We start from the raw sequence: 19,449 nt of genomic DNA on the forward strand, positions 1-19,449 counted from the left end.
ATGATCAGAACAATCGAATTCATATGCACTATTTGTGTAGCATTGCTTAATGGATTCCGTGGGTTCGCCGATGTCGCTGGAGCGTTTGCGCGTACTGCGTGAATTCGCCGACCGCGGCACCGTCGCCGCCACCGCGTCCGCCCTGTCCATGACGCCCTCGGCGGTCTCCCAGCAATTGAAGGTCCTGGCACGTGAGGCGGGCGTGGCCCTACTGGAGCCCGATGGCCGCCGGGTGCGGCTCACCGATGCCGGTCACGCGCTGGTGGTGCGCGCCGACGAGGTGCTGGCGGCGATGGATCGTGCGGTCGCGGAGATGGCGCACTACCGTGGCTCGCCACGGGGCCGGGTGCGGGTGGCGGTGTTCCCCTCCGGGGGGGCGTTGCTGCTGCCGCGGGTGCTGCCCGCGCTCGCCGGCAGCGGTGTCGAGGTCATCGCTCGCGACGAGGACGTCCCGCCATCGGAAACCCACCGCCTGCTGGCCGATTACGACGTCGTCCTGACCCATCGCGACGAACGCGCCGCGCCCTTGACCGGCCCGCGCATTGCGGCACGCGTGCTGATGCGCGAACCCATCGACGTGGTCGTCGCGCCGACCCATCGGCTGGCAGGACATTCGGCCGTCACCCCGGCCGAATTGGCCGACGAAAGCTGGCTGAGCGTCCGCGGCGGGTTCCCCGTCGACGACGTGCTGCGCTCCATCGCGACGGTCACGGGAGTAGAGCCGCGAATAGCTCAGCGCCTCAACGAATTCCGCATGATCGAAACGCTGGTGGCGACCGGCTACGGCGTGGCGTTGATGCCGCGCCACGCCGTCACCCATCCGGAGCTTTCGGTACTGCGCCTGTCCGGCGTCCGCGCCGCGCGGCTGTATGAACTCGCCACCCGGCCCCGTGCGGAGGACCGCCCCGCGATCGCGACGGTCCTCGACGCGTTCGTCACCGCCGCCGCAGAAATCCCGAGCTAGCCGGGCTGCGCGCCGGCTGGTCGGTCCGGTCGCGGCCACCGAATGCCGCGCTCGCGACGGGCGGCGCCGCAGCCCCTTCCACAGGTCGGCGACCCGACTCGGGCGAGCGCCGAACGGCAGCGGTCAGCGCCCGTACTGCTGTTGTTGCCCCGGCGCATACCCGAAGTCGTCGGCCACCATCGCCGCCAATTCCAGCAACGCACGCCGCGTCGGCTTGCTCACCAGCTCCAGATCGATCTCCGCGCCCTCGGCGAGGTGGTCGTCGAAGGGCACTACCTGCACCGCGCGGGTGCGGTCGAGGAACAGCTTGCGCAGCTGATCGATATCGACCGAGGAGGCGCCGCGCCGGGATGCGTTGACCACCACAACGGTCCGCTCCACCAGCTTGCTGTAGCCGTGGTGATCGAGCCAGTCGAGGGTGGCCGAGGCGCTGCGCGCGCCGTCGATCGCGGGCGAGGTCACCAGGACCAGCGAGCTGGCCATATCGAGCACGCCGGACATGGCCGAGTGCATCAGGCCGGTACCGCAGTCGGTCAGGATGATGTTGTAGAACGACTGCAGGATGCCGATCGCCTTGCGGTAATCGGCCTCGCTGAAGGCTTCCGAGACGGCCGGATCCTGTTCACTGGCAAGCACTTCGAGTCGGCTCGGTGCCTGCGAGGTGTGCGCGCGGACATCGGAGTACCTGGTGATGTGCTGGTCTTCGAGCAGGTTGCGGACCGTCGAGCGGGTCTGGCGAGGCACCCGATGCGCGAGGGTGCCGAGGTCGGGGTTGGCGTCGATCGCGATGACGCGGTCACCGCGTGCCGAAGCGAACGTCGAGCCGATGCCAACGGTGGTGGTGGTCTTACCGACACCACCCTTCAGCGAAAGGATCGCGATCCGATAGTCGCCGCGCACCGGCTGATTGACCCGCTCGAGCAGGTCGGCGTGGACGACGTCGGCGGCGGATTCACCCGGATTGATGATGCCGCGCGAGGCCTTGTGCACGGCCCGGCGCCAACCGCTGCGTGGAGCCTTGCGGGCCCGCTTCAGCAGGTTCAGGTCGTTGACCGAATGGCCGGGCTGTCCTGGCTGCGGCATGTGCTGGGGCACGAACGGCGTCTGCTGCGGCTGTCCCTGCTGCTGTGCCTGCGGCTGACCACCCTGCCAGTCCGGAGTCTGATACTGCCCGGTCGAGGGGCCGTTCATTCCGGTCGGTGCGGACTGCTGCTGATAGTTCTGTTGCTGGGGTGGCGCGGCCGGCGGCGGGGCCCAGCTGTTGATGGCGCCACCGTGCTGGTCGCCACCACCATCGGGCGACTGGTGATGGTTCGACTGCGCGGGCGTCTGCGGCGGAGCCTGGAATTGTTCGCCCGGCGGCGCATACCCGCCCTGGGCGAACTGTCCCTGATTCTGTGGCTGCTCGAACTGCCCGGGAACCGGTGGCTGCATGAACTGCCCGGGAGCCTGCTGCTGTTCGAACTGGACTGCCTGCTGGTCGAACTGGCCGGGCGCCTGCTGCTCGAACTGCCCTGGCATCTGGGCCTGCTCGAATTGTCCCGAGTTGTGCGGCTGCTGGTCGAACTGACCGGGCGCGGGCTGCTCGAACTGGCCGGGGGCCGACTGCTCCGGGAACTGGCCGGGGCCTGCCTGCGAGAACTGGCCTTGGCTCGACGACTGATCGAACGGTCCCGACGGTGCGAATTGGCCGGGAGGGGCGAACGAGCCCTGCTCGGGGAACTGGCCGGGAGGGGCGAATGAGCCGCCCTGGTCGGGGAACTGACCGGGAGGGGCGAACGAGCCCTGCTCGGGGAACTGGCCGGGAGGAGCGAATGAGCCGCCCTGGTCGGGGAACTGACCGGGAGGGGCGAACGAGCCCTGCTCGGGGAACTGGCCGGGGGGAGCGAATGAGCCGCCCTGGTCGGGGAACTGGCCGGGGGGAGCGAATGAACCGCCCTGGTCGGGGAATTGACCGGGGGGAGCGAACGAGCCGCCCTGGTCGGGGAACTGGCCCGGAGGAGCAAAGGAGCCCTGCTCGGGGAACTGGCCCGGACCCTGCTCAGGGAACTGACCCGGCTGCGCGAATTGACCACTGCTGTGTGGCGCGAACTGTCCGGAACCCTGTTCAGGGGACTGATCCGGCAGTGCGAACTGCCCACTGCTGTGCGGCGCGAACTGCTCGGGCGCCTGCTCGAACTGCCCGGACCCTCCGTCGGCGGGCTCAGCGCCTGCGAACTGGTCCGCACCGAACGACGGTTCGTTCACCGAATACACCGACGTCGCGTCGGCAGGCCCGGCACCATTGCCCGACTCGGGTTCCGGCGTATCGCCCGCCGGGCTCGAATCGGCGGCCGCGGACTGCTCGGGTTCACCGGCGTCGTTCTGCGGCTGCTGGGGTGCGTCGGATTCGGTGGCGACCGCGGCCTCGTCCGCCGGATGACTCTGCAGCCAGGGCGGAGAAGTCGGGTTGTCGTTGTCTGTCACAGTTCCCCCATCTGCTCGGGCATTTCGAGCAGAGAGCTCGGTGGCTGAAGTGCGGCTTCACGCTAGCAGGTGACTCAACGCCCGTGCATGCCGTGGCTTCCCGGGCCAGGAACACAACAGCGCGGTCCGTACCGGCACAGAGCCGGCCGGACCGCGCCGGTGAATGCTCAGCTCGCCCGGTTGACCGCGGAAACCACGGCGCGCAGCGAGGCGGTGGTGATGGAGGTGGCGATGCCGACACCCCAGACGATCTTGTCGCCGATCGCACATTCCACATAGGCCGCGGCCTGCGCGTCGTCACCGGCGGACATGGCGTGCTCGGAGTAGTCGAGGACCCGCACGTCGAACCCGACCGTCGCGATCGCGTCCACGAAGGCCGCCAGCGGGCCGTTGCCGGTACCGGTGACCTCCTGCTCGACGCCGTCGACCTTCACCGTCGCGGTGATGGCATCGGTGCCGCCGTCGGTCTCGGACGCGGTGACCTTCTGCTTGATCCGCTCCAGCGGACGGATCGGGTTCAGGTACTCGGTGGAGAAGACGTCCCACATCTCCTTGGGCGTCACCTCGCCGCCCTCACCGTCGGTGATCTGCTGGATCGCCTGGGAGAACTCGATCTGCAGCCGCCGCGGCAGCGCCAGCCCATGATCGGTCTTCATGATGTAGGCGACGCCGCCCTTGCCGGACTGCGAGTTGACCCGGATGACGGCCTCGTAGGTGCGCCCGACGTCCTTGGGGTCGATCGGCAGGTACGGCACCTCCCAGGTGATGTCGTCGACGTCGGAGTCGGCCGAATCCGCGGCCACCTTCATCGCGTCCAGGCCCTTGTTGATGGCGTCCTGGTGGCTGCCGGAGAAGGCGGTGTAGACCAGGTCACCGCCGTAGGGGTGGCGCTCGTGCACGGGCAGCTGGTTGCAGTATTCGACCGTGCGGCGGATCTCGTCGATATCGGAGAAGTTGATCTGCGGGTCGACGCCGCGGGAGAACAGGTTCATACCCAGGGTGACCAGGCAGACGTTGCCGGTGCGCTCACCGTTACCGAACAGGCAGCCCTCGATGCGGTCGGCGCCGGCTTGGTAGCCCAGCTCGGCGGCCGCGACGGCGGTACCGCGATCGTTGTGCGGGTGCAGCGACAGCACGATCGAATCGCGGCGGGCCAGGTTGCGGTGCATCCACTCGATGGAATCGGCGTAGACGTTGGGCGTGGCCATCTCGACAGTGGCGGGCAGGTTGATGATCAGCGGCCGATCCGGGGTGGGCGCGATGATCTCCGAGACCGCGTCGCAGACCTCTTTGGCGTACTCCAGCTCGGTGCCGGTGTAGGACTCCGGGCTGTACTCGTAGCGCCAGGCGGTATCGGGGTGCTTCTTCTCGGTTTCCAGGCACAGCTTCGCCGCGTCGGTGGCGATCTTCTTCACGGCCTCGCGGTCGGCGCGGAACACCACGCGCCGCTGCAGGATGGAGGTGGAGTTGTAGAAGTGCACGATGACGTTGGGCGCGCCCGAGCAGGCCTCGAAGGTGCGCTCGATCAGTTCGGGGCGGCACTGGGTCAGCACCTGGATGGTGACGTCGTCGGGGATGGCGCCGTCGGTGATGATCTCGCGGACGAAGTCGAAATCGGTCTGGCTGGCCGAGGGGAAACCGACCTCGATCTCCTTGTAACCCATCCGCACCAGCAGGTCGAACATGCGGCGCTTGCGGGCGGGACTCATCGGGTCGATCAGGGCCTGGTTGCCGTCGCGCAGGTCGACCGCGCACCAGGAGGGCGCACGATCGATGATCTTGTCCGGCCAGGTGCGGTCGGGCAGCGTGATCGGCTCGACCTCCTCGGCGAACGGGCGGTACCGGAAGGTCGCCATGGAGGAGTTCTTCTGCTGGTTCCACACAGGCTGATCGGCGGGCGCGGGCTTGGTCGGCGCGGTGATGGTGGGCGTGCCGGATACGAAGGCGTCAGCGGGTGACATGCGATTCTCCGTGGGTGTGGGGGTGTGTTCCCGATTGCGGGTCGACCGGCGCGGCAGAACCCCGCGACGGGAGGCCGGTCCGATCAGACCCCGTCGCGGCGGCCGAGAAGAAGCGCCCGCTGCATGATGCCGGCCAGTTTACCGCGCCCGGATTCTGCGGCCAAAGGCCGGTACCTATACCGTCCACGACCGAGTGCGCTTGTACGGACCACCGCGGTCCGACGGGACGTGAGGGATAAACGATGACTTGGCTCGAACAGCTGGCCGTCTTCGGGGCCGGTGTGGCCGCGGGCGGAATCAATACCATTGTCGGCTCCGGAACCCTGATCACCTTTCCGGTGCTGCTTGCCATCGGCTACCCGCCGGTCACGGCGAATGTGTCGAACACCGTCGGGTTGGTGCCGGGCTCGGTGAGCGGGGTGATCGGGTATCGGCGTGAGCTCGTCGGCCAGGGCCCTAGGCTGCTGCGGCTCGGGGTGGCCTCGCTGCTGGGCGCGATCACCGGCGCCATCGCCCTGCTGACCATGCCGGAACAGGCATTCAAGGCCATCGTTCCGGTCTTGATCATCCTCGCGCTGGTGCTGGTCGTGGTGCAGCCACGGCTGGCGGCGTGGGTGAAGAGCCGCCGCGATGCCGATACCGCGCCCGAACACGGCGGGCCGGTGCTGTTCGGCTCGATCTACGCGACCGGTGTCTACGGCGGCTACTTCGGCGCCGCGCAGGGAGTGCTGCTGATCGGGCTGCTCGGTGTGTTCGTGCACGACGAGCTGCAGCGGCTCAATGCGGTCAAGAACATGCTCGCGCTGTTGGTGAACGCGGTGTCGGCCGCCATCTTCATCGTCGTCGCCGATATCGCGTGGGAAGCCGTGGTGCTGATCGCGGCGGGCTCCATCATCGGCGGGCAGCTCGGCGCCCGGGTCGGACGCAAGCTCTCACCGACGGTGCTGCGCGCGGTGATCGTCGTGGTCGGCACCATCGCCGTGGTCCGGCTGCTCACTTCTTGACCGATCGGTAATGACACGCCCGGTTTCGAAGATCTTTATAGAAGGAAGACGACCGATCCCTCTCCCCGCTGGCGGGGGTGAAGGACATCTGTTCAACATTGGCGAATGCCGGTAGTCTTCCTCCGGCCGCGCGCGTGAAAATGGAGGTGGCGGAAGTGGATAGGCGTGCCTTCCTCGAGGCGGTGGGTGCGGCGACATTGCTTGGAGCCCTCGGATCGACGGCCGGTGCGGCCACGGCGGGTGCCGATCCGATCTGGGATGAGCTGTTCCGCGACTGGGTCCCGGAGATCTTCGCGCCGCTACCGGATCCGGCCGAGCATTCGCCTGCGATCGTCATCGGGTCCGGATTCGGCGCGGCCGTCACGGCCCTGCGGCTGGCCCAGGCCGGAATCGGCACGACGGTGCTGGAGCGCGGTTCGCGCTGGCCCCATGATCCGTGGCGGGAGATCTTCACCGGCGACGATCTGCCCGACGGCCGAGGTTTCTGGCATCGCACCTCCTTTACCGGCGTGACGAAGGTGCCCATGCAGTTCGCGAGCTTCGGCGGCGTCCTCGATGTCACCGAATATCCGGGCATCGACGTATGGCGCGCGGCCGCGGTCGGTGGTGGGTCGGTCGTTTTCACCGGCGCGATGATCGCACCGGAACGCAGCCTGTTCGATCACGTATTCGGCGGCGTCGTCGACTACGGCGAACTCGATAGCGTCTACTACCCGCGGGTGCGGCAGATGCTGCGCCTGGACGCGATGCCCGCCGATATCTATCAGTCGGCTCCGTTCACCCATTCGCGCGCCTGGGACGACCAGGTTCGCAAGGCCGGATATCAGCCGCTGCCCAACGATTCGATCTTCAACTGGAACGTCCTGCGCGACGAGCTGGCCGGGCGCAGCAGGCCATCGGCCACCGTCGCCCGCAGCAATCTGGGCAACTCCAACGGTGCGAAGTTCGATCTCAACCAGAACTATCTGCGCTACGCAGAGGAGACCGGCCGCTGCGGAATCTTCCCCGGCCATCGGGTCGACGCCATCGCGCAGGAGCCCGGCGGACGGTATTCGGTCACGGTGACGAAACTGTCTCCGACCGGGGATGTTTTGCGTAGCCGCACCCTGACCTGCGATCAGCTCTTCCTCGGCGCAGGCTCGATCGGCAGCAACGAACTGCTGGTCCGCGCCCAGGGCACCGGTGCCCTGCCCAACCTCAACGAACATGTCGGCGCGGGCTGGGGCACCAACGGCGATGTGGTGCTGGCCCGTGGCGCGAGTTCGGTCGCTGGCTTCGGCCAGGGCGTGCCGAGCGCCAGCCGGATCTTCGACGATTCGACGGTGCCGCTCACCTTGGAGAACTGGTACATCCCCGGCATTCCGTTCGAGACCGGGGCGCTGGCGTCGCTGGGCATGGTGCTCGATCCGACCCGCACCCGGATGGGCTACGACCGCGGTTCCGATTCGGTCGGGCTCACCTGGTCGACGCGCAACCGCGACGAGACGGTGGCCACCGCCCGCGCCGTCGACCAGAAGATCGCCGAACGGGCCGGCGCGCTGGTCGAATACAGCGCCCTCGGCTACGACGCGAACGCGCTGTTCACCGCGCACCCACTCGGCGGTGCAGTGCTTGGCCGGGCCACCGACGGCTACGGCCGCGTGCACGGCCATCCCGGCCTGTACGTCATGGACGGCGCGGCGATTCCGGGCAGCACCGCCACGGTGAACCCCTCGCTCACCATTACCGCCCTCGCCGAACGCAATATCGAGGCCATCATTCGCGCCGGACGGTGACCCGCCGGGGCGGCGCACCGGAACGAACCGAAAACCAGCACCGAGTGCCCGCGCGGTATTACCGTCGGCTGGGTCGTTCGGCATCGAAGGGATCCTCACGTGGCAGTAGCGTCGCCCACCGGTTATGGACTGGACGAGGTGCCCGAGCCGGATGATTTCCCGCGCAAGCCGCCCACGCTGTGGACCGATTTCGTAATGCTCGGGTTGGCCATCATCTCGGTGGTGCTGGTCTGCTGGGTCACCTTCTTCGAGGTGTCCGCGCAGACCTACCGGACCATCGTGATCGCCGACTTCACCATCTGCGGGGTCTTCGCGATCGAATTCCTCTACCGGTGGCGCCGGGCGGGTTGGCCATGGACCTTCCCGTTCATCTACTGGTACGAAGTGCTCGGCATGATCCCGGTGACCACGCCTTGGCTGCGCGGGTTCCGGCTGCTGCGGATCGTGGTCATTCTGGTGCGGCTGGCCCGGGTGGCCGACCGAGTGTTCGGGGACCGGGTCACCGCCGCGGTGATCAACCGTTCGGTCGGCACCATCGTGGAGACGATCAAGCAGCCGGTGACGATGGCCGTGCTCGACGAGGTCGCCCACGCGCTACGGGCCGGCCACTACGCCCAGAACATCGCCGCGGCGCTGGAGGAGAACCGCAAGGAACTCGACGACATGATCGTGGAGTTGATCAAGAACGATCCGAAGGCGGGGCGGGTGCGCTATCTGCCCTTCCATGACGACATCATTCGCCTGGTCGCCGACACCGTCTTCCGCATCCTGTTCCAGTTCCTCGACGATCCGCGCACCGATGAACTCGTCTCGGATCTGTTGCGGGAGAACATCGATCAGATCCGGGATGCGCTGCGCAACGGTGTGAAGGTGCCGCCGTCTGCCTACGGCCCGACGCCACTGGAACACACCGTGCGCCACCACTTCCCGCTCTGAGTGAGCCGGCGTCAGGTCCGTTTCATTCGGCGATAGCGTGCCGGATCTCGTCCCGCGCGCCTGCATGCCGGACGGTTTCCCAGCCGATCAGTGCTGCGAGTACGACGAACAGCATCGTCAGCGCGGCCAGGGCCGGCAGCGCGGCGGCCAGCGGAGCCAGCGCGATCAGCAGGACCACTGTGACGATCCGGGCGACGGACAGGGTGCCGGTCGCATATTGCTTGAATCCGACCAGCCCGACGAGATAGATCGCCACACCGCCGTACAGCGCGCCGAGTGGTATCCCGTACAGGGCGTCGCCGAGGCTGTGGTCGGATTCGTCGCCGACGTAGTACAGCACCTTCTTCAGCCCGAGCGACAGGCCGATGATCCCGGCGATCATCGGGAAATGCCAGTACATATAGCACATTTGGGCGATCTTGATCTGCCGTGCGCCGGCGGCTCGCTGTAGCGCGTGTTCCACGGTGAGCGCCGCGACATCGAAGTAGGCCCACCACAGCAGCCCGGAGATGGCAAGGCCGAGCATCGAGGCGAGCGTGATCGGCCAGGAGATGGGCAGCCCGGAGACCCCGATGCCGATGGAGACGATGGATTCGCCGAGCGCCACGATGATGATCAGCCCGTAACGCTCGGAATAGTGGCTGGCGGAGGCGAGCCGCCATCCTGTCCCTGCGAACCGCGTCCACAGCCAGTCGCCCGCGATCGCGGCGATCCACAGCGCGATCTGGACTCGGCCTTCGGTGAGCGCGGCGACAACGAGCAACGTGGCGCCGAGAGTGATCGAGCCGACCGCCCAGCGCAGGATCTGCCCGCGCAACTGGGTGTCACCCGCACTCGCCAGCCACATCATGACCAGATGGACGAGTCGAACGACCATGTAGGCGATGGCGAACACCAACGGTCCGAACCAGCCGCCCTCCAGGTCGTCGAAGGCCTCGGGAATGGTGAGCGCGGCGATGAATGCGCCGCCCATCGCGACGAACATGGCGACCCTGGCGATGCCCTCGTCCGCACGGACCAGATTGCCGAGCCACGAGTAGGCGATCCACAGCCACCACATCAGGGCAAGGCAGAGCAGCGCGCGCAGCAGGTTCTTCGCCGTGGTTTCCTCGGCCGCGAGGTCGGTGACCATCGTGAACGCGAAGACCAGGACCAGGTCGAAGAACAGTTCGAGCTGTGTCACCGAGGAGCCCTCGGCCATCGGCTGCAACCGAGCTCGTTTGGATCCGATCATGGATGACATCGTGGCAGCTCAGCGCCTGCCATGCCCGCCGGACAGGCGGGCTCAGTCCTCACGCGGTTTGAAACGACTCCGTTTCGGGAAATCGTTCGGCGAACTCGATGAACGTCTGCACCATCGCCTCGTTCGCGCGGCGCACGGTGCGCTTGAGCAGGAAGCCGGGAACGGGGATGGGCAGGTACAGCTCGGTGTGGTACCAGATGTGGGTGCCCTCGTCGGTCTCGGTCACCTCGAAGAAGCCGCCGCCTTTGACCCCGCGGGTGCTGTCGACGACCTCCCAGGAGGAGCGGTCGACGTCCCAGTCGTATTCGAGGACCTGCAGATCGTTGCTGCCCATCATCTCGGCCTTGACGAAAACCCGGCGCGGTCTGCCCTCGTCGTCGCGGGTGGCGACGCGTGCGTCGGTGTAGGCCGACGACCAATCCGGGAGCATTTCTACCGCCGCTAATGCATCCATGACCTGCGCGGGGTCTGTGTCGACGACGAATCGGATATCGGTCTTCGTACGCATGTCTTACCTCCGCACCCCCGCATTACCAACGCGCCGATTCTCCCCAGCGGCACAGTGATCGTCAACACTGCGCCTACGGTTCCGTAGGTAGCTATACGGTTGGCCGGCGGTCGATGCGGGCCTGCGTGATGACCGAAATGTGAGGGTCAGTTCGAGCCCGGCGGCTCCACTGTCGCGTCGGGTCCCGGGTACACCAGCGACTCGTGTCCGTCCTCGAAACGCACGATATACGGGGGTGAACCGTCGGGGCCGCGCACCTCGACGATCTCGCCGAGATGATCATGGTCGCCCACGATGTGACCGTGCACATGGAGCCGATCTCCGACGTTCGCCATCATGGCTCCCATTATCGGGGACCGTGGTGCACATCACAACCCGTCACGGTCGGCTATGGCGCGGGAAACCGCGGTCGCGATCAGTCGGCGGCTCTGCTCTTCGGTGAAGATGCCGGGCAGGGTGAGCCGATCCACGATCAGCCAGTTCAGCGCCAGGTAGAGCAGCAATACCGTCTCCTCGTCGCCGGGCATGCCCGAATCGATGTGGTTGCGGACGTTGTATTCGATATCGGCGCGGACCCGTTCGGTGAGGACTTTTCGCAGTTCCGGCCTGCGGGTGGCCTCGAGGCGCAGTTCCAGCAGCGCCAGATACCCGGTGCGGAATGTTTCCAGCCGATCGACCACGTCGGTCATCAGTTCGATGACCGTTTCCTCGGTCTTGGGGCCGCCGAGCTTGGCCATCATCGCCGGGCTGGGTTCCAGGCGCTCGTAGAACCGGCTGCCGGTCTGGGTCATCAGGTCGTCGCGGTTGGCGAAATAGTTCGACGCCGTCCCCGCGGGCACGCCTGCTTCCTTGTCTACGGCGCGAAAGGTCAGCCCACGTGCGCCCTCGTTGGCGAGCACTTCGATTGCCGCGTCGACCAACGCCTGTCGACGTTCGGGGTTTGTCCGCACTTGACACCACTCCATTCGTAGTACTACGTTGAAATCACTACGAACAGAGTACAACACATCAGGTGGTGCAGATGCGAAAGCTTGTTTACTACGTCGCCGTCTCGCTGGACGGATACATCGCGGGCCCCGGCGACGAATTCGACTTCTACCCGGGCACCGAGGACTACACCGAATGGATGTGCGCAGAGTTCCCGGACTCGATACCGAGCAGTGCCCGGCCGCATATCGGGATGGCGGTGGATGCGCCGAACAGGGATTGGGACACGGTGCTGATGGGCCGCGGCACATACGAAGTCGGTGAGGCCAACCCCTTTGCGCATATGAAGCAATACGTCATCTCCGGCACCCTCGATCCGAGCGTCGATCCGGCCGTCGAGGTGGTGGCCGGCGACCCTGTCGCCCTGGTGCGGGAGTTGAAGCGCGGCGACGGCCTCGACATCTGGCTCTGCGGCGGCGGCAAGCTCGCCGGTGCTCTGCTCGACGAACTCGACGAGTTGATCATCAAGAGCTACCCCGTCGTCGCGGGCGCAGGCATCGCCGCCTTCACCGACGCGTTCAACCCGACGCTGTTCACCCCGATCCAGCGCAAGAACTTCGACAGCGGAAACCAGGTCAACTGGTACTCCCGCGCCTGAATCGCCCCGACCTCACCCTCCTATAGAAAGCAGGACACCCGTGCGAAAGCTCGTCTACTACGTCGGCATGACCCTCGACGGCTACATCGCAGGCCCGGACGGCGGCATCGAGTTCTTCCCGATCGCGCCCGACTTCGCCGCATGGATCGCCTCCGACTACCCGGAGACCCTGCCGACCCATGCTCAGCCGCATTTCGGCGTCCCAGAAGGCACACCGAACAAGAACTTCGACACCCTGGTGATGGGCCGCGGCACCTACGACCCCGGTCTCGCCGTCGGCATCACCAGCCCGTACGGGCATATGCGCCAGTACGTCGTGTCCAGCACCCTCCGCCAGATCGATGACCCCGGCGTCGTGCTGGTGGAATCCGATCCGGTGGGCCTGGTGCGCCGGTTGAAGCAGGAGGACGGCATGGACATCTGGCTGGCGGGTGGCGGCAAGCTCGCGGGTGCGCTGATCGACGAGATCGACGAACTCGTCATCAAGAGCTATCCGGTATCGGCGGGCGCCGGTATCCGCGCGTTCGACGGCCCGTTCCGGCCCACGCTGTTCACTCCGAGCAAGCGTCGGGAGTTCAGCAACGGCACGCAGGTCACCTGGCTCACCCGGTCCTGACCGTGCTCCCGGAGGAGGCCGGTCACCGGCGGCAATAGCCCGTCGGCATCGATCTCAAACGAGATCCGGTGCCGTTGTGTCCTTTTACACAGGCGCGGAGGTAGCCCCGAAATGCCTGGATCCGGGCCGGTACGCTGAAGCACTGGAATCAGCTTGTTTGTCGATCTGGGAGGAGCCTGACGTGGCTCTTGTTGTTCAGAAGTACGGAGGATCGTCGGTCTCCTCGGCCGAGCGTATCCGGCGCGTCGCTGAACGGATCGTCGAAACGAAGAAGCAGGGCCACGAGGTGGTCGTGGTCTGCTCGGCAATGGGCGATACGACCGACGAGCTATTGGATCTGGCCCAGCAGGTCGCACCGGAGCCCCCGGCCCGTGAGATGGACATGCTGCTCACCTCTGGCGAGCGCATCTCCAACGCACTGGTCGCGATGGCGATCCACACTCTGGGCGAACAGGCGCGCTCGTTCACCGGCTCCCAGGCCGGGGTCATCACCACCGGTGCGCACGGCAAGGCCAAGATCATCGACGTCACCCCCGGCCGGCTCCGGGAAGCACTCGACGAGGGTCTCATCGTGCTCGTCGCCGGCTTTCAGGGCGTCAGCCAGGACAGCAAGGACGTCACCACGCTCGGCCGCGGCGGCTCCGACACCACTGCTGTCGCGCTGGCCGCGGCGCTGAAGGCCGACGTCTGCGAGATCTACACCGACGTCGACGGCGTTTTCACCGCCGACCCGCGGATCGTCTCGGACGCGCAGAAACTCGAGCAGGTCTCCTACGAGGAGATGCTGGAGATGGCCGCGTGCGGGTCGAAAGTCTTGATGCTGCGTTGTGTGGAGTACGCGCGGCGCTACAACGTGCCCGTGCATGTGCGCTCGTCGTACACCGACAAGGTGGGCACTACCGTTTACGGATCGATGGAGGACATCCCGATGGAGCAGGCAATCCTGACCGGCGTTGCGCACGATCGCAGCGAGGCCAAGGTGACTGTCGTCGGCCTGCCGGACGAACCGGGTTACGCCGCGAAGGTGTTCCGGGCGGTCGCCGACGCGGAAATCAATATCGACATGGTGCTGCAGAACGTCTCCGAGGTGGAGACCGGCAAGACCGACATCACCTTCACCCTGCCCAAGAGCGAACTCGTCCGCGCGGTGCAGATCCTCGCCGAGCGTAAGGCCGAGATCGGTTTCTCGGAGGTGCGCTTCGATGAGAACATCGGCAAGGTCTCCCTTGTCGGTGCCGGGATGAAGAGTCACCCTGGTGTCACCGCGACGTTCTGTGAGTCGCTGGCCGACGCCGGAGTGAACATTGATCTGATCTCGACCTCCGAGATCCGCATTTCCGTGCTGGTCGCGGAATCCCAGCTCGATGAAGCGGTCAAGGTGCTGCACCGTGCCTTCGACCTCGGCGGCGACGAGGTCGCCGTCGTACACGCCGGAACGGGGCGATAAGTCATGGGAGTACGGGTAGGAGTCGTCGGCGCGACCGGTCAGGTCGGCGCCGTCATGCGCGCGCTGCTGGAACAGCGGAACTTCCCGGCCGACGAAGTGCGTTTCTTCGCCTCGGCCAGGTCCGCGGGCAAGAAGCTGCCCTGGCGCGGTGGTGAGATCGTGGTGGAAGACACCGAGACCGCCGATCCGTCCGGGCTCGATATCGCGTTGTTCTCCGCGGGCGCCACGATGTCGCGGGTGCAGGCGCCGCGCTTCGCCGCCGCCGGAGTGACCGTGATCGACAACTCCTCGGCCTGGCGCAAGGATCCCGAGGTGCCGCTGGTGGTCAGCGAGGTGAACCCGGAGCAGACCCGCAATCTGGTCAAGGGCATCATCGCCAACCCCAACTGCACAACCATGGCCGCGATGCCGGTGCTCAAGCCGCTGCACGAGATCGCCGGGCTGCGCAGGCTCATCGTCTCCAGCTACCAGGCGGTATCCGGTAGTGGTCTTTCCGGTGTCGAGGAGCTGGCCTCGCAGGCCCGCGCCGTGATCGATGACGCCGAGAAGCTCACCCACGACGGCAGCGCGGTCGAGTTCCCCGCGCCGAACAATTACGTCGCGCCGATCGCGTTCAACGTGCTGCCGCTGGCCGGCTCGCTCGTCGACGACGGCTCCGGCGAGACCGACGAAGATCAGAAGCTGCGCAACGAGAGCCGCAAGATCCTCGGCATCCCCGACCTCGCGGTGAGCGGCACCTGTGTGCGCGTTCCGGTGTTCACCGGGCACTCGCTGTCGGTGAACGCCGAGTTCGCCGAACCGCTGTCGGTGGTGCGGGCGCAGGAGATCCTGGCCAAGGCACCCGGCGTCAAGCTGGTGGATGTTCCCACCCCGTTGCAGGCGGCGGGCAGCGACGAGTCGCTCGTCGGCCGGATCCGGCAGGATCCCGGCGTGCCGGACGGTCGCGGGCTCGCGCTGTTCATCTCGGGTGACAACCTGCGTAAAGGCGCTGCGCTCAACACCATCCAGATCGCGGAAGTCCTGCTCGCCGACCGCTGAGCCGGCGCGCACCGGACCACAGAGCCCGGCCCACTGCTGACGAGGCAGCGGGGCCGGGCTCTCGTCGTCAGTGGATGCCCGGTGTGCGCGGGTCGGGCCCGAGGCAGGCCAGGATCGCGCATCCCGGCGGCGCGTCGCTGAACGGGAGACGCAGCGGCTGGTTCAGGCACGCGAAGACATTGCAGCCCGGATACGCCGAGGGCCCGACGCCGACGATGGCGAGCAGGATGTCGGTGTCGATGAAGGCATTCGGGTCCAGCGTCAACGGCGGCTCCACGTACGGACCGGGGTCGGCCACCGGTGGCTCGTCGAAGGCGGCGAACAGCCTGCGGAAGAACTCGTACGGCAGTTCGGCCATATTCTGGATGACGCCGGACGGCCCGTGCGCGCTGACGTTTCCGAACATCCCGGTCCACATCACCGTCAGATCCTGGCTGGGGAACACGAACACGTTCTGCATGCCCATACCCGCCATGGAGTACATATCCGACGGCAGGAAGCTCGCGTTCTCCGCGCAGGAGGGCCCGAGCCAGAACAGGTAGCCGTAGCAATGATTGGTGGCCGATGGGGTGCGGGCCTTGTCCAGATAGCTCTTCGACACGAGCTGCGTTGTGCCCCAGCGTCCGTCGTTGGCGACGAGCAGCCCGAGCTTGGCCAGGTCATTGGGCGGAATCATCAGATGCGCGTAGCCGTAGGTGTGGCCGACCCGGTCGCGAGCCCAGTAGTAGTCGCCGCGCTCGATCCCGAGCGGATCGAACAGCTCGCGCTGGGCGAACTGCTGTAGCGGTTCACCGACGGCGAGTTCGATCACATACGACAGCAGATCGACATTGCGCTGGCTGTAGCTGAACACGGTGCCGGGTTCATGGTCGAGCGGTACACCGAGCGCCTGCACCGCACTGTTCGGATCGAGCGGGATCACGCCGGTGATGCCTTCGGTGACCACACCCACGCGCATCCCCGACGTTTCCGTCAGCAGATTCTCCACCGTGATCGCACGCCGCTGCTGGTCGCCGAGTTCCGGTGGCAGGTAACGCCCGATCTGTGCGGAGATATCGAGTTTTCCCTGGTCCGAGGCGATTCCGGCGAGCAGTGAGACGACGCTCTTGGTGACGCTCCATACGTTCCAGGCGACATTGCCGGTCTGGTCGTTGGTCGGGCCCTCGCCGATGAGGCAGTTGTGCCGGAAGACCTGAACGTTCAACCGATTCCGGGTGCTCGCGAAGGTCAGTGCGTCGGCGAGCCGCTGCGAATCCAGCCCGACCGCTTCGGGTGCGGCCCGTTCCGGTTCCCGTCCGGACTGCACGGAGCATTCCGTCGATGTCGCGGCGGCGGCCGGTGCCGCTCCCGCGGACGCGGCGAATAGATGCCCCGCTACCAGTGCAACCGCTGTGACCCCTGCGAGGAGTCCACCCAAACGCCCCATGCGAATCAGATTAACGCTCGCGATCGGACCAGGTCGGTATATGAGAAACGCCGCCAGGTCGGGGGGAACCTGGCGGCGTCGAGTCGCCCGACATCACGCCGACGTCACGACTCTCGCGTCGACATCCGGCAAGCGCCTCTCGGCGAGTGGTCGCTCGTAGCGACAGATGGGGTGAGGCCCGGGGCTGCTCAGACATCGACAGCGGGTATCAACGAGCCTCGATCCGGAACTATTCCGCTCCCCAGTTGTAACGGGCGTCACTACACTGGGCGGCGCGTCATCGCTCGGCAATCCACCAGTTATTTTCTTGACTAATTCCAGAAAAGGTGGAAACTCGAAGTATGCACACCGACAGCACCGATCCCCGCGAGCAGTTGCGCGCGGCCGGTCTGCGGGTCACCGCCCCGCGGGTGGCGGTGCTCGACGCGGTCGCGGCTCGCCCGCATTCCGACGCCGACACCGTCGCTGTCACCGTCCGTGAACATCTGGGCTCGGTCTCCACCCAGGCCGTCTACGACGTGCTGCACGCCTGCGTCCGCGCCGGCATCCTGCGGCGCATCGAGCCGGCCGGGTCGGCGGCGCTCTACGAGGCCAGAACCGGGGACAACCATCACCACCTGGTGTGCAGACACTGCGGCACGGTCGTGGACGTGGACTGTGTCGTGGGCAGCGCCCCCTGCCTGCAACCCGACGACGAACACGGTTTCGCCCTCGATGAGGCGGAGGTCGTTTTCTGGGGCCTGTGCCCGAACTGCCGTCCGGACCGACGGCCGACACCCTGACAGTCCCGGGTCAGCCCATCCCGGGTCCGTTGACCAGCCGAGGAGGCTTATATGACCAAGCCGACAACCACCAACACCGGCATTCCCGTCGAAAGCGACAACGAATCGCTGACCGCGGGTACCCAAGGCCCCGTCCTGCTGCACGACCACTACCTGATCGAGAAGCTCGCGCAGTTCAACCGGGAGCGGGTGCCGGAGCGCATCGTGCACGCCAAGGGCTCGGGCGCGTACGGCGAGCTGGTGGTGACCAACCCGGAGATCGCGAAGTACACCAAGGCCAAGCTGTTCCAGCCCGGCGCGCGCACCGAATCGCTGGTGCGCTTCTCCACCGTCGCCGGTGAGCAGGGCAGCCCCGACACCTGGCGTGACCCACGGGGTTTCGCGATCAAGTTCTACACCGAGGACGGAAATTACGACCTCGTCGGTAACAACACCCCGGTCTTCTTCATCAAGGACTCCATCAAGTTCCCCGACTTCATCCGCTCGCAGAAGCGGCTGCCCGGCTCCGGCCTGCGCGACCACAACATGCAGTGGGACTTCTGGACCCTGCGCCCGGAGTCGGCGCATCAGGTCACCTGGCTGATGGGTGATCGCGGCCTGCCCAAGAGCTACCGCCATATGAACGGCTACGGCTCGCACACCTATCAGTGGATCAATGCCGAGGGTGAACGGGTCTGGGTGAAGTACCACTTCCGCACCGATCAGGGCCAGGAATTCCTGACCCAGGCCGAGGCCGATCGGCTCGCGGGCACCGACCCGGACCTGCACCGCCAGGATCTCTGGGACGCCATCGAGCGCGGTGAATTCCCGAGCTGGACCGTGTATGTGCAGATCATGCCGGTCGCCGAGGCCGAGACCTACCGGTTCAACCCGTTCGACCTCACCAAGGTCTGGTCCAAGAAGGACTACCCGCTGATCGAGGTCGGCAAGTGGACGCTCAACCGCAATCCGCGCAACTTCTTCGTCGAGATCGAGCAGGCCGCGTTCGAGCCGTCCAACATCGTTCCCGGCATCGGCTACTCGCCGGACAAGATGCTGCTCGGGCGAGTGTTCGCCTACGCCGACGCCCATCGCTACCGCATCGGCACCAACTACGCCCAACTGCCGCCGAACGCGCCGCGCGCCGCGGAGGTCAACACCTATTCCAAGGAAGGCGCGATGCGGTACGACTTCAACGCGCCAGAGGTGCCGGTGTACGCGCCGAACTCCTACGGCGGCCCGCACGCCGATCCGGAGCTCGCCGGTGACGGTGGCCTGTGGGAGTTCGACGGTAAGGCGGTGCGCGCGGGCTACGTCCAGCACGCCGAGGACGGCGATTTCACCCAGCCGGGCACCCTCGTCCGTGAGGTGCTCAATGACGAACAGCGTGATCGTCTGGTGAGCAATATCGTCGGCCATGTGCTCGGCGGTGTGCAGGAGCCGGTGCTGAGCCGGGTCTTCGAGTACTGGAAGAACGTCGATACCGATCTGGGTAAGCGCGTCGAGGAAGGCGTGCGCGCCGGTCTCAACGGCAACGCCTGATCCGTCGAAAAGGGATGCCCCCGAGCCTCAATGGCCGGGGGCATCGCCCGTTTCCGGGTTCTGGCATCGACACGGCAACCCATCGGTGAGCAGCCCTACGTGCCGAGAGGACTCCGCGGCATCCAGGGTCGCCTGGCGTGCAGCCTCGTTGTGTCGTCGTCCGGTGTGCGCACGCCG

The 19,449-nt window shown here is 66.5% G+C and carries 17 protein-coding genes; 10 read left to right on the forward strand and 7 right to left on the reverse strand.

From position 1 onward, the window contains the following. Positions 1 to 70: 70 nt before the first annotated feature. Positions 71 to 964 carry a LysR family transcriptional regulator gene (locus ACFXNW_RS03085; RefSeq protein ID WP_379416264.1) on the forward strand — a complete coding sequence of 298 codons (894 nt, stop codon included), beginning with the start codon at positions 71 to 73 and terminating at the stop codon, positions 962 to 964. 123 nt (positions 965 to 1,087) lie between these two features. On the opposite strand, the gene ACFXNW_RS03090 is transcribed toward ACFXNW_RS03085, so the two are convergent. Next, positions 1,088 to 3,430, reverse strand: coding sequence for an AAA family ATPase (locus tag ACFXNW_RS03090; RefSeq protein WP_379415469.1), 2,343 nt, complete (start codon positions 3,428 to 3,430; stop codon positions 1,088 to 1,090). A 167-nt stretch (positions 3,431 to 3,597) separates the two neighbouring features. After that, a complete protein-coding gene (leuA, locus tag ACFXNW_RS03095) occupies positions 3,598 to 5,391 on the reverse strand; it encodes a 2-isopropylmalate synthase (RefSeq protein WP_379415471.1) in 1,794 nt (597 codons plus the stop codon). Positions 5,392 to 5,633: 242 nt separating this feature from the next. On the opposite strand from leuA, the gene ACFXNW_RS03100 reads away from it, so the two are divergent. From ACFXNW_RS03100 to ACFXNW_RS03110, 3 genes are all read left to right on the forward strand, one after another. Next, a complete protein-coding gene (locus ACFXNW_RS03100; RefSeq protein WP_379415472.1) occupies positions 5,634 to 6,395 on the forward strand; it encodes a sulfite exporter TauE/SafE family protein in 762 nt (253 codons plus the stop codon). 140 nt (positions 6,396 to 6,535) lie between these two features. Continuing rightward, positions 6,536 to 8,170, forward strand: coding sequence for a GMC oxidoreductase (locus ACFXNW_RS03105; RefSeq protein WP_379416266.1), 1,635 nt, complete (start codon positions 6,536 to 6,538; stop codon positions 8,168 to 8,170). A 99-nt stretch (positions 8,171 to 8,269) separates the two neighbouring features. Continuing rightward, positions 8,270 to 9,106 (forward strand): ion transporter, encoded by an 837-nt coding sequence (locus ACFXNW_RS03110; protein WP_379415473.1) that lies wholly within the window; start codon positions 8,270 to 8,272, stop codon positions 9,104 to 9,106. Positions 9,107 to 9,128: 22 nt separating this feature from the next. Here the strand turns inward: ACFXNW_RS03110 and ACFXNW_RS03115 are convergent, their stop codons facing one another. The 4 genes from ACFXNW_RS03115 to ACFXNW_RS03130 all read right to left on the reverse strand — a co-directional run bounded on the left by ACFXNW_RS03115 (position 9,129) and on the right by ACFXNW_RS03130 (position 11,807). Beyond that, positions 9,129 to 10,340 (reverse strand): low temperature requirement protein A, encoded by a 1,212-nt coding sequence (locus ACFXNW_RS03115; RefSeq protein ID WP_379415475.1) that lies wholly within the window; start codon positions 10,338 to 10,340, stop codon positions 9,129 to 9,131. Between the two features lie 58 nt (positions 10,341 to 10,398). Then, a complete protein-coding gene (locus tag ACFXNW_RS03120) occupies positions 10,399 to 10,857 on the reverse strand; it encodes an SRPBCC family protein (RefSeq protein WP_163828020.1) in 459 nt (152 codons plus the stop codon). Between the two features lie 146 nt (positions 10,858 to 11,003). Further along, positions 11,004 to 11,195 (reverse strand): DUF1918 domain-containing protein, encoded by a 192-nt coding sequence (locus tag ACFXNW_RS03125; protein WP_280235033.1) that lies wholly within the window; start codon positions 11,193 to 11,195, stop codon positions 11,004 to 11,006. Positions 11,196 to 11,225: 30 nt separating this feature from the next. Further along, a complete protein-coding gene (locus ACFXNW_RS03130) occupies positions 11,226 to 11,807 on the reverse strand; it encodes a TetR/AcrR family transcriptional regulator (protein ID WP_379415477.1) in 582 nt (193 codons plus the stop codon). A gap of 71 nt (positions 11,808 to 11,878) precedes the next feature. Here ACFXNW_RS03130 and ACFXNW_RS03135 point away from each other — a divergent pair, with 71 nt between their 5' ends. From ACFXNW_RS03135 to ACFXNW_RS03150, 4 genes are all read left to right on the forward strand, one after another. Beyond that, positions 11,879 to 12,442 (forward strand): dihydrofolate reductase family protein, encoded by a 564-nt coding sequence (locus ACFXNW_RS03135; protein WP_379415479.1) that lies wholly within the window; start codon positions 11,879 to 11,881, stop codon positions 12,440 to 12,442. A gap of 40 nt (positions 12,443 to 12,482) precedes the next feature. Next, positions 12,483 to 13,058 carry a dihydrofolate reductase family protein gene (locus tag ACFXNW_RS03140; RefSeq protein ID WP_379415480.1) on the forward strand — a complete coding sequence of 192 codons (576 nt, stop codon included), beginning with the start codon at positions 12,483 to 12,485 and terminating at the stop codon, positions 13,056 to 13,058. A gap of 181 nt (positions 13,059 to 13,239) precedes the next feature. After that, positions 13,240 to 14,505, forward strand: coding sequence for an aspartate kinase (locus tag ACFXNW_RS03145; RefSeq protein WP_379415482.1), 1,266 nt, complete (start codon positions 13,240 to 13,242; stop codon positions 14,503 to 14,505). A 3-nt stretch (positions 14,506 to 14,508) separates the two neighbouring features. Further along, positions 14,509 to 15,543, forward strand: coding sequence for an aspartate-semialdehyde dehydrogenase (locus ACFXNW_RS03150; protein WP_379415484.1), 1,035 nt, complete (start codon positions 14,509 to 14,511; stop codon positions 15,541 to 15,543). Between the two features lie 67 nt (positions 15,544 to 15,610). Here ACFXNW_RS03150 and ACFXNW_RS03155 read toward each other — a convergent pair whose 3' ends face one another. Continuing rightward, positions 15,611 to 16,969 (reverse strand): serine hydrolase domain-containing protein, encoded by a 1,359-nt coding sequence (locus ACFXNW_RS03155; RefSeq protein WP_379415485.1) that lies wholly within the window; start codon positions 16,967 to 16,969, stop codon positions 15,611 to 15,613. A gap of 341 nt (positions 16,970 to 17,310) precedes the next feature. On the opposite strand from ACFXNW_RS03155, the gene ACFXNW_RS03160 reads away from it, so the two are divergent. After that, entirely contained in the window at positions 17,311 to 17,751 is a 441-nt protein-coding gene (locus tag ACFXNW_RS03160; protein WP_379415487.1) for a Fur family transcriptional regulator, read from the forward strand. A 51-nt stretch (positions 17,752 to 17,802) separates the two neighbouring features. Then, entirely contained in the window at positions 17,803 to 19,272 is a 1,470-nt protein-coding gene (locus ACFXNW_RS03165; protein WP_379415489.1) for a catalase, read from the forward strand. Positions 19,273 to 19,449: the final 177 nt, after the last annotated feature.

Origin of the sequence: Nocardia sp. NPDC059180 (genome assembly GCF_042754945.1) — a bacterium.
Lineage (GTDB): Bacteria > Actinomycetota > Actinomycetes > Mycobacteriales > Mycobacteriaceae > Nocardia.

Excerpts from the sequence above, each read along its gene's own strand:
- ACFXNW_RS03085 (WP_379416264.1), top strand. The coding sequence starts at position 71 with ATGTCGCTGGAGCGTTTGCGCGTACTGCGTGAATTCGCCGACCGCGGC.
- leuA (WP_379415471.1), bottom strand. The coding sequence starts at position 5,391 with ATGTCACCCGCTGACGCCTTCGTATCCGGCACGCCCACCATCACCGCG.
- ACFXNW_RS03100 (WP_379415472.1), top strand. The coding sequence starts at position 5,634 with ATGACTTGGCTCGAACAGCTGGCCGTCTTCGGGGCCGGTGTGGCCGCG.
- ACFXNW_RS03105 (WP_379416266.1), top strand. The coding sequence starts at position 6,536 with ATGGAGGTGGCGGAAGTGGATAGGCGTGCCTTCCTCGAGGCGGTGGGT.
- ACFXNW_RS03115 (WP_379415475.1), bottom strand. The coding sequence starts at position 10,340 with ATGATCGGATCCAAACGAGCTCGGTTGCAGCCGATGGCCGAGGGCTCC.
- ACFXNW_RS03120 (WP_163828020.1), bottom strand. The coding sequence starts at position 10,857 with ATGCGTACGAAGACCGATATCCGATTCGTCGTCGACACAGACCCCGCG.
- ACFXNW_RS03125 (WP_280235033.1), bottom strand. The coding sequence starts at position 11,195 with ATGATGGCGAACGTCGGAGATCGGCTCCATGTGCACGGTCACATCGTG.
- ACFXNW_RS03135 (WP_379415479.1), top strand. The coding sequence starts at position 11,879 with ATGCGAAAGCTTGTTTACTACGTCGCCGTCTCGCTGGACGGATACATC.
- ACFXNW_RS03150 (WP_379415484.1), top strand. The coding sequence starts at position 14,509 with ATGGGAGTACGGGTAGGAGTCGTCGGCGCGACCGGTCAGGTCGGCGCC.
- ACFXNW_RS03155 (WP_379415485.1), bottom strand. The coding sequence starts at position 16,969 with ATGGGGCGTTTGGGTGGACTCCTCGCAGGGGTCACAGCGGTTGCACTG.
- ACFXNW_RS03160 (WP_379415487.1), top strand. The coding sequence starts at position 17,311 with ATGCACACCGACAGCACCGATCCCCGCGAGCAGTTGCGCGCGGCCGGT.
- ACFXNW_RS03165 (WP_379415489.1), top strand. The coding sequence starts at position 17,803 with ATGACCAAGCCGACAACCACCAACACCGGCATTCCCGTCGAAAGCGAC.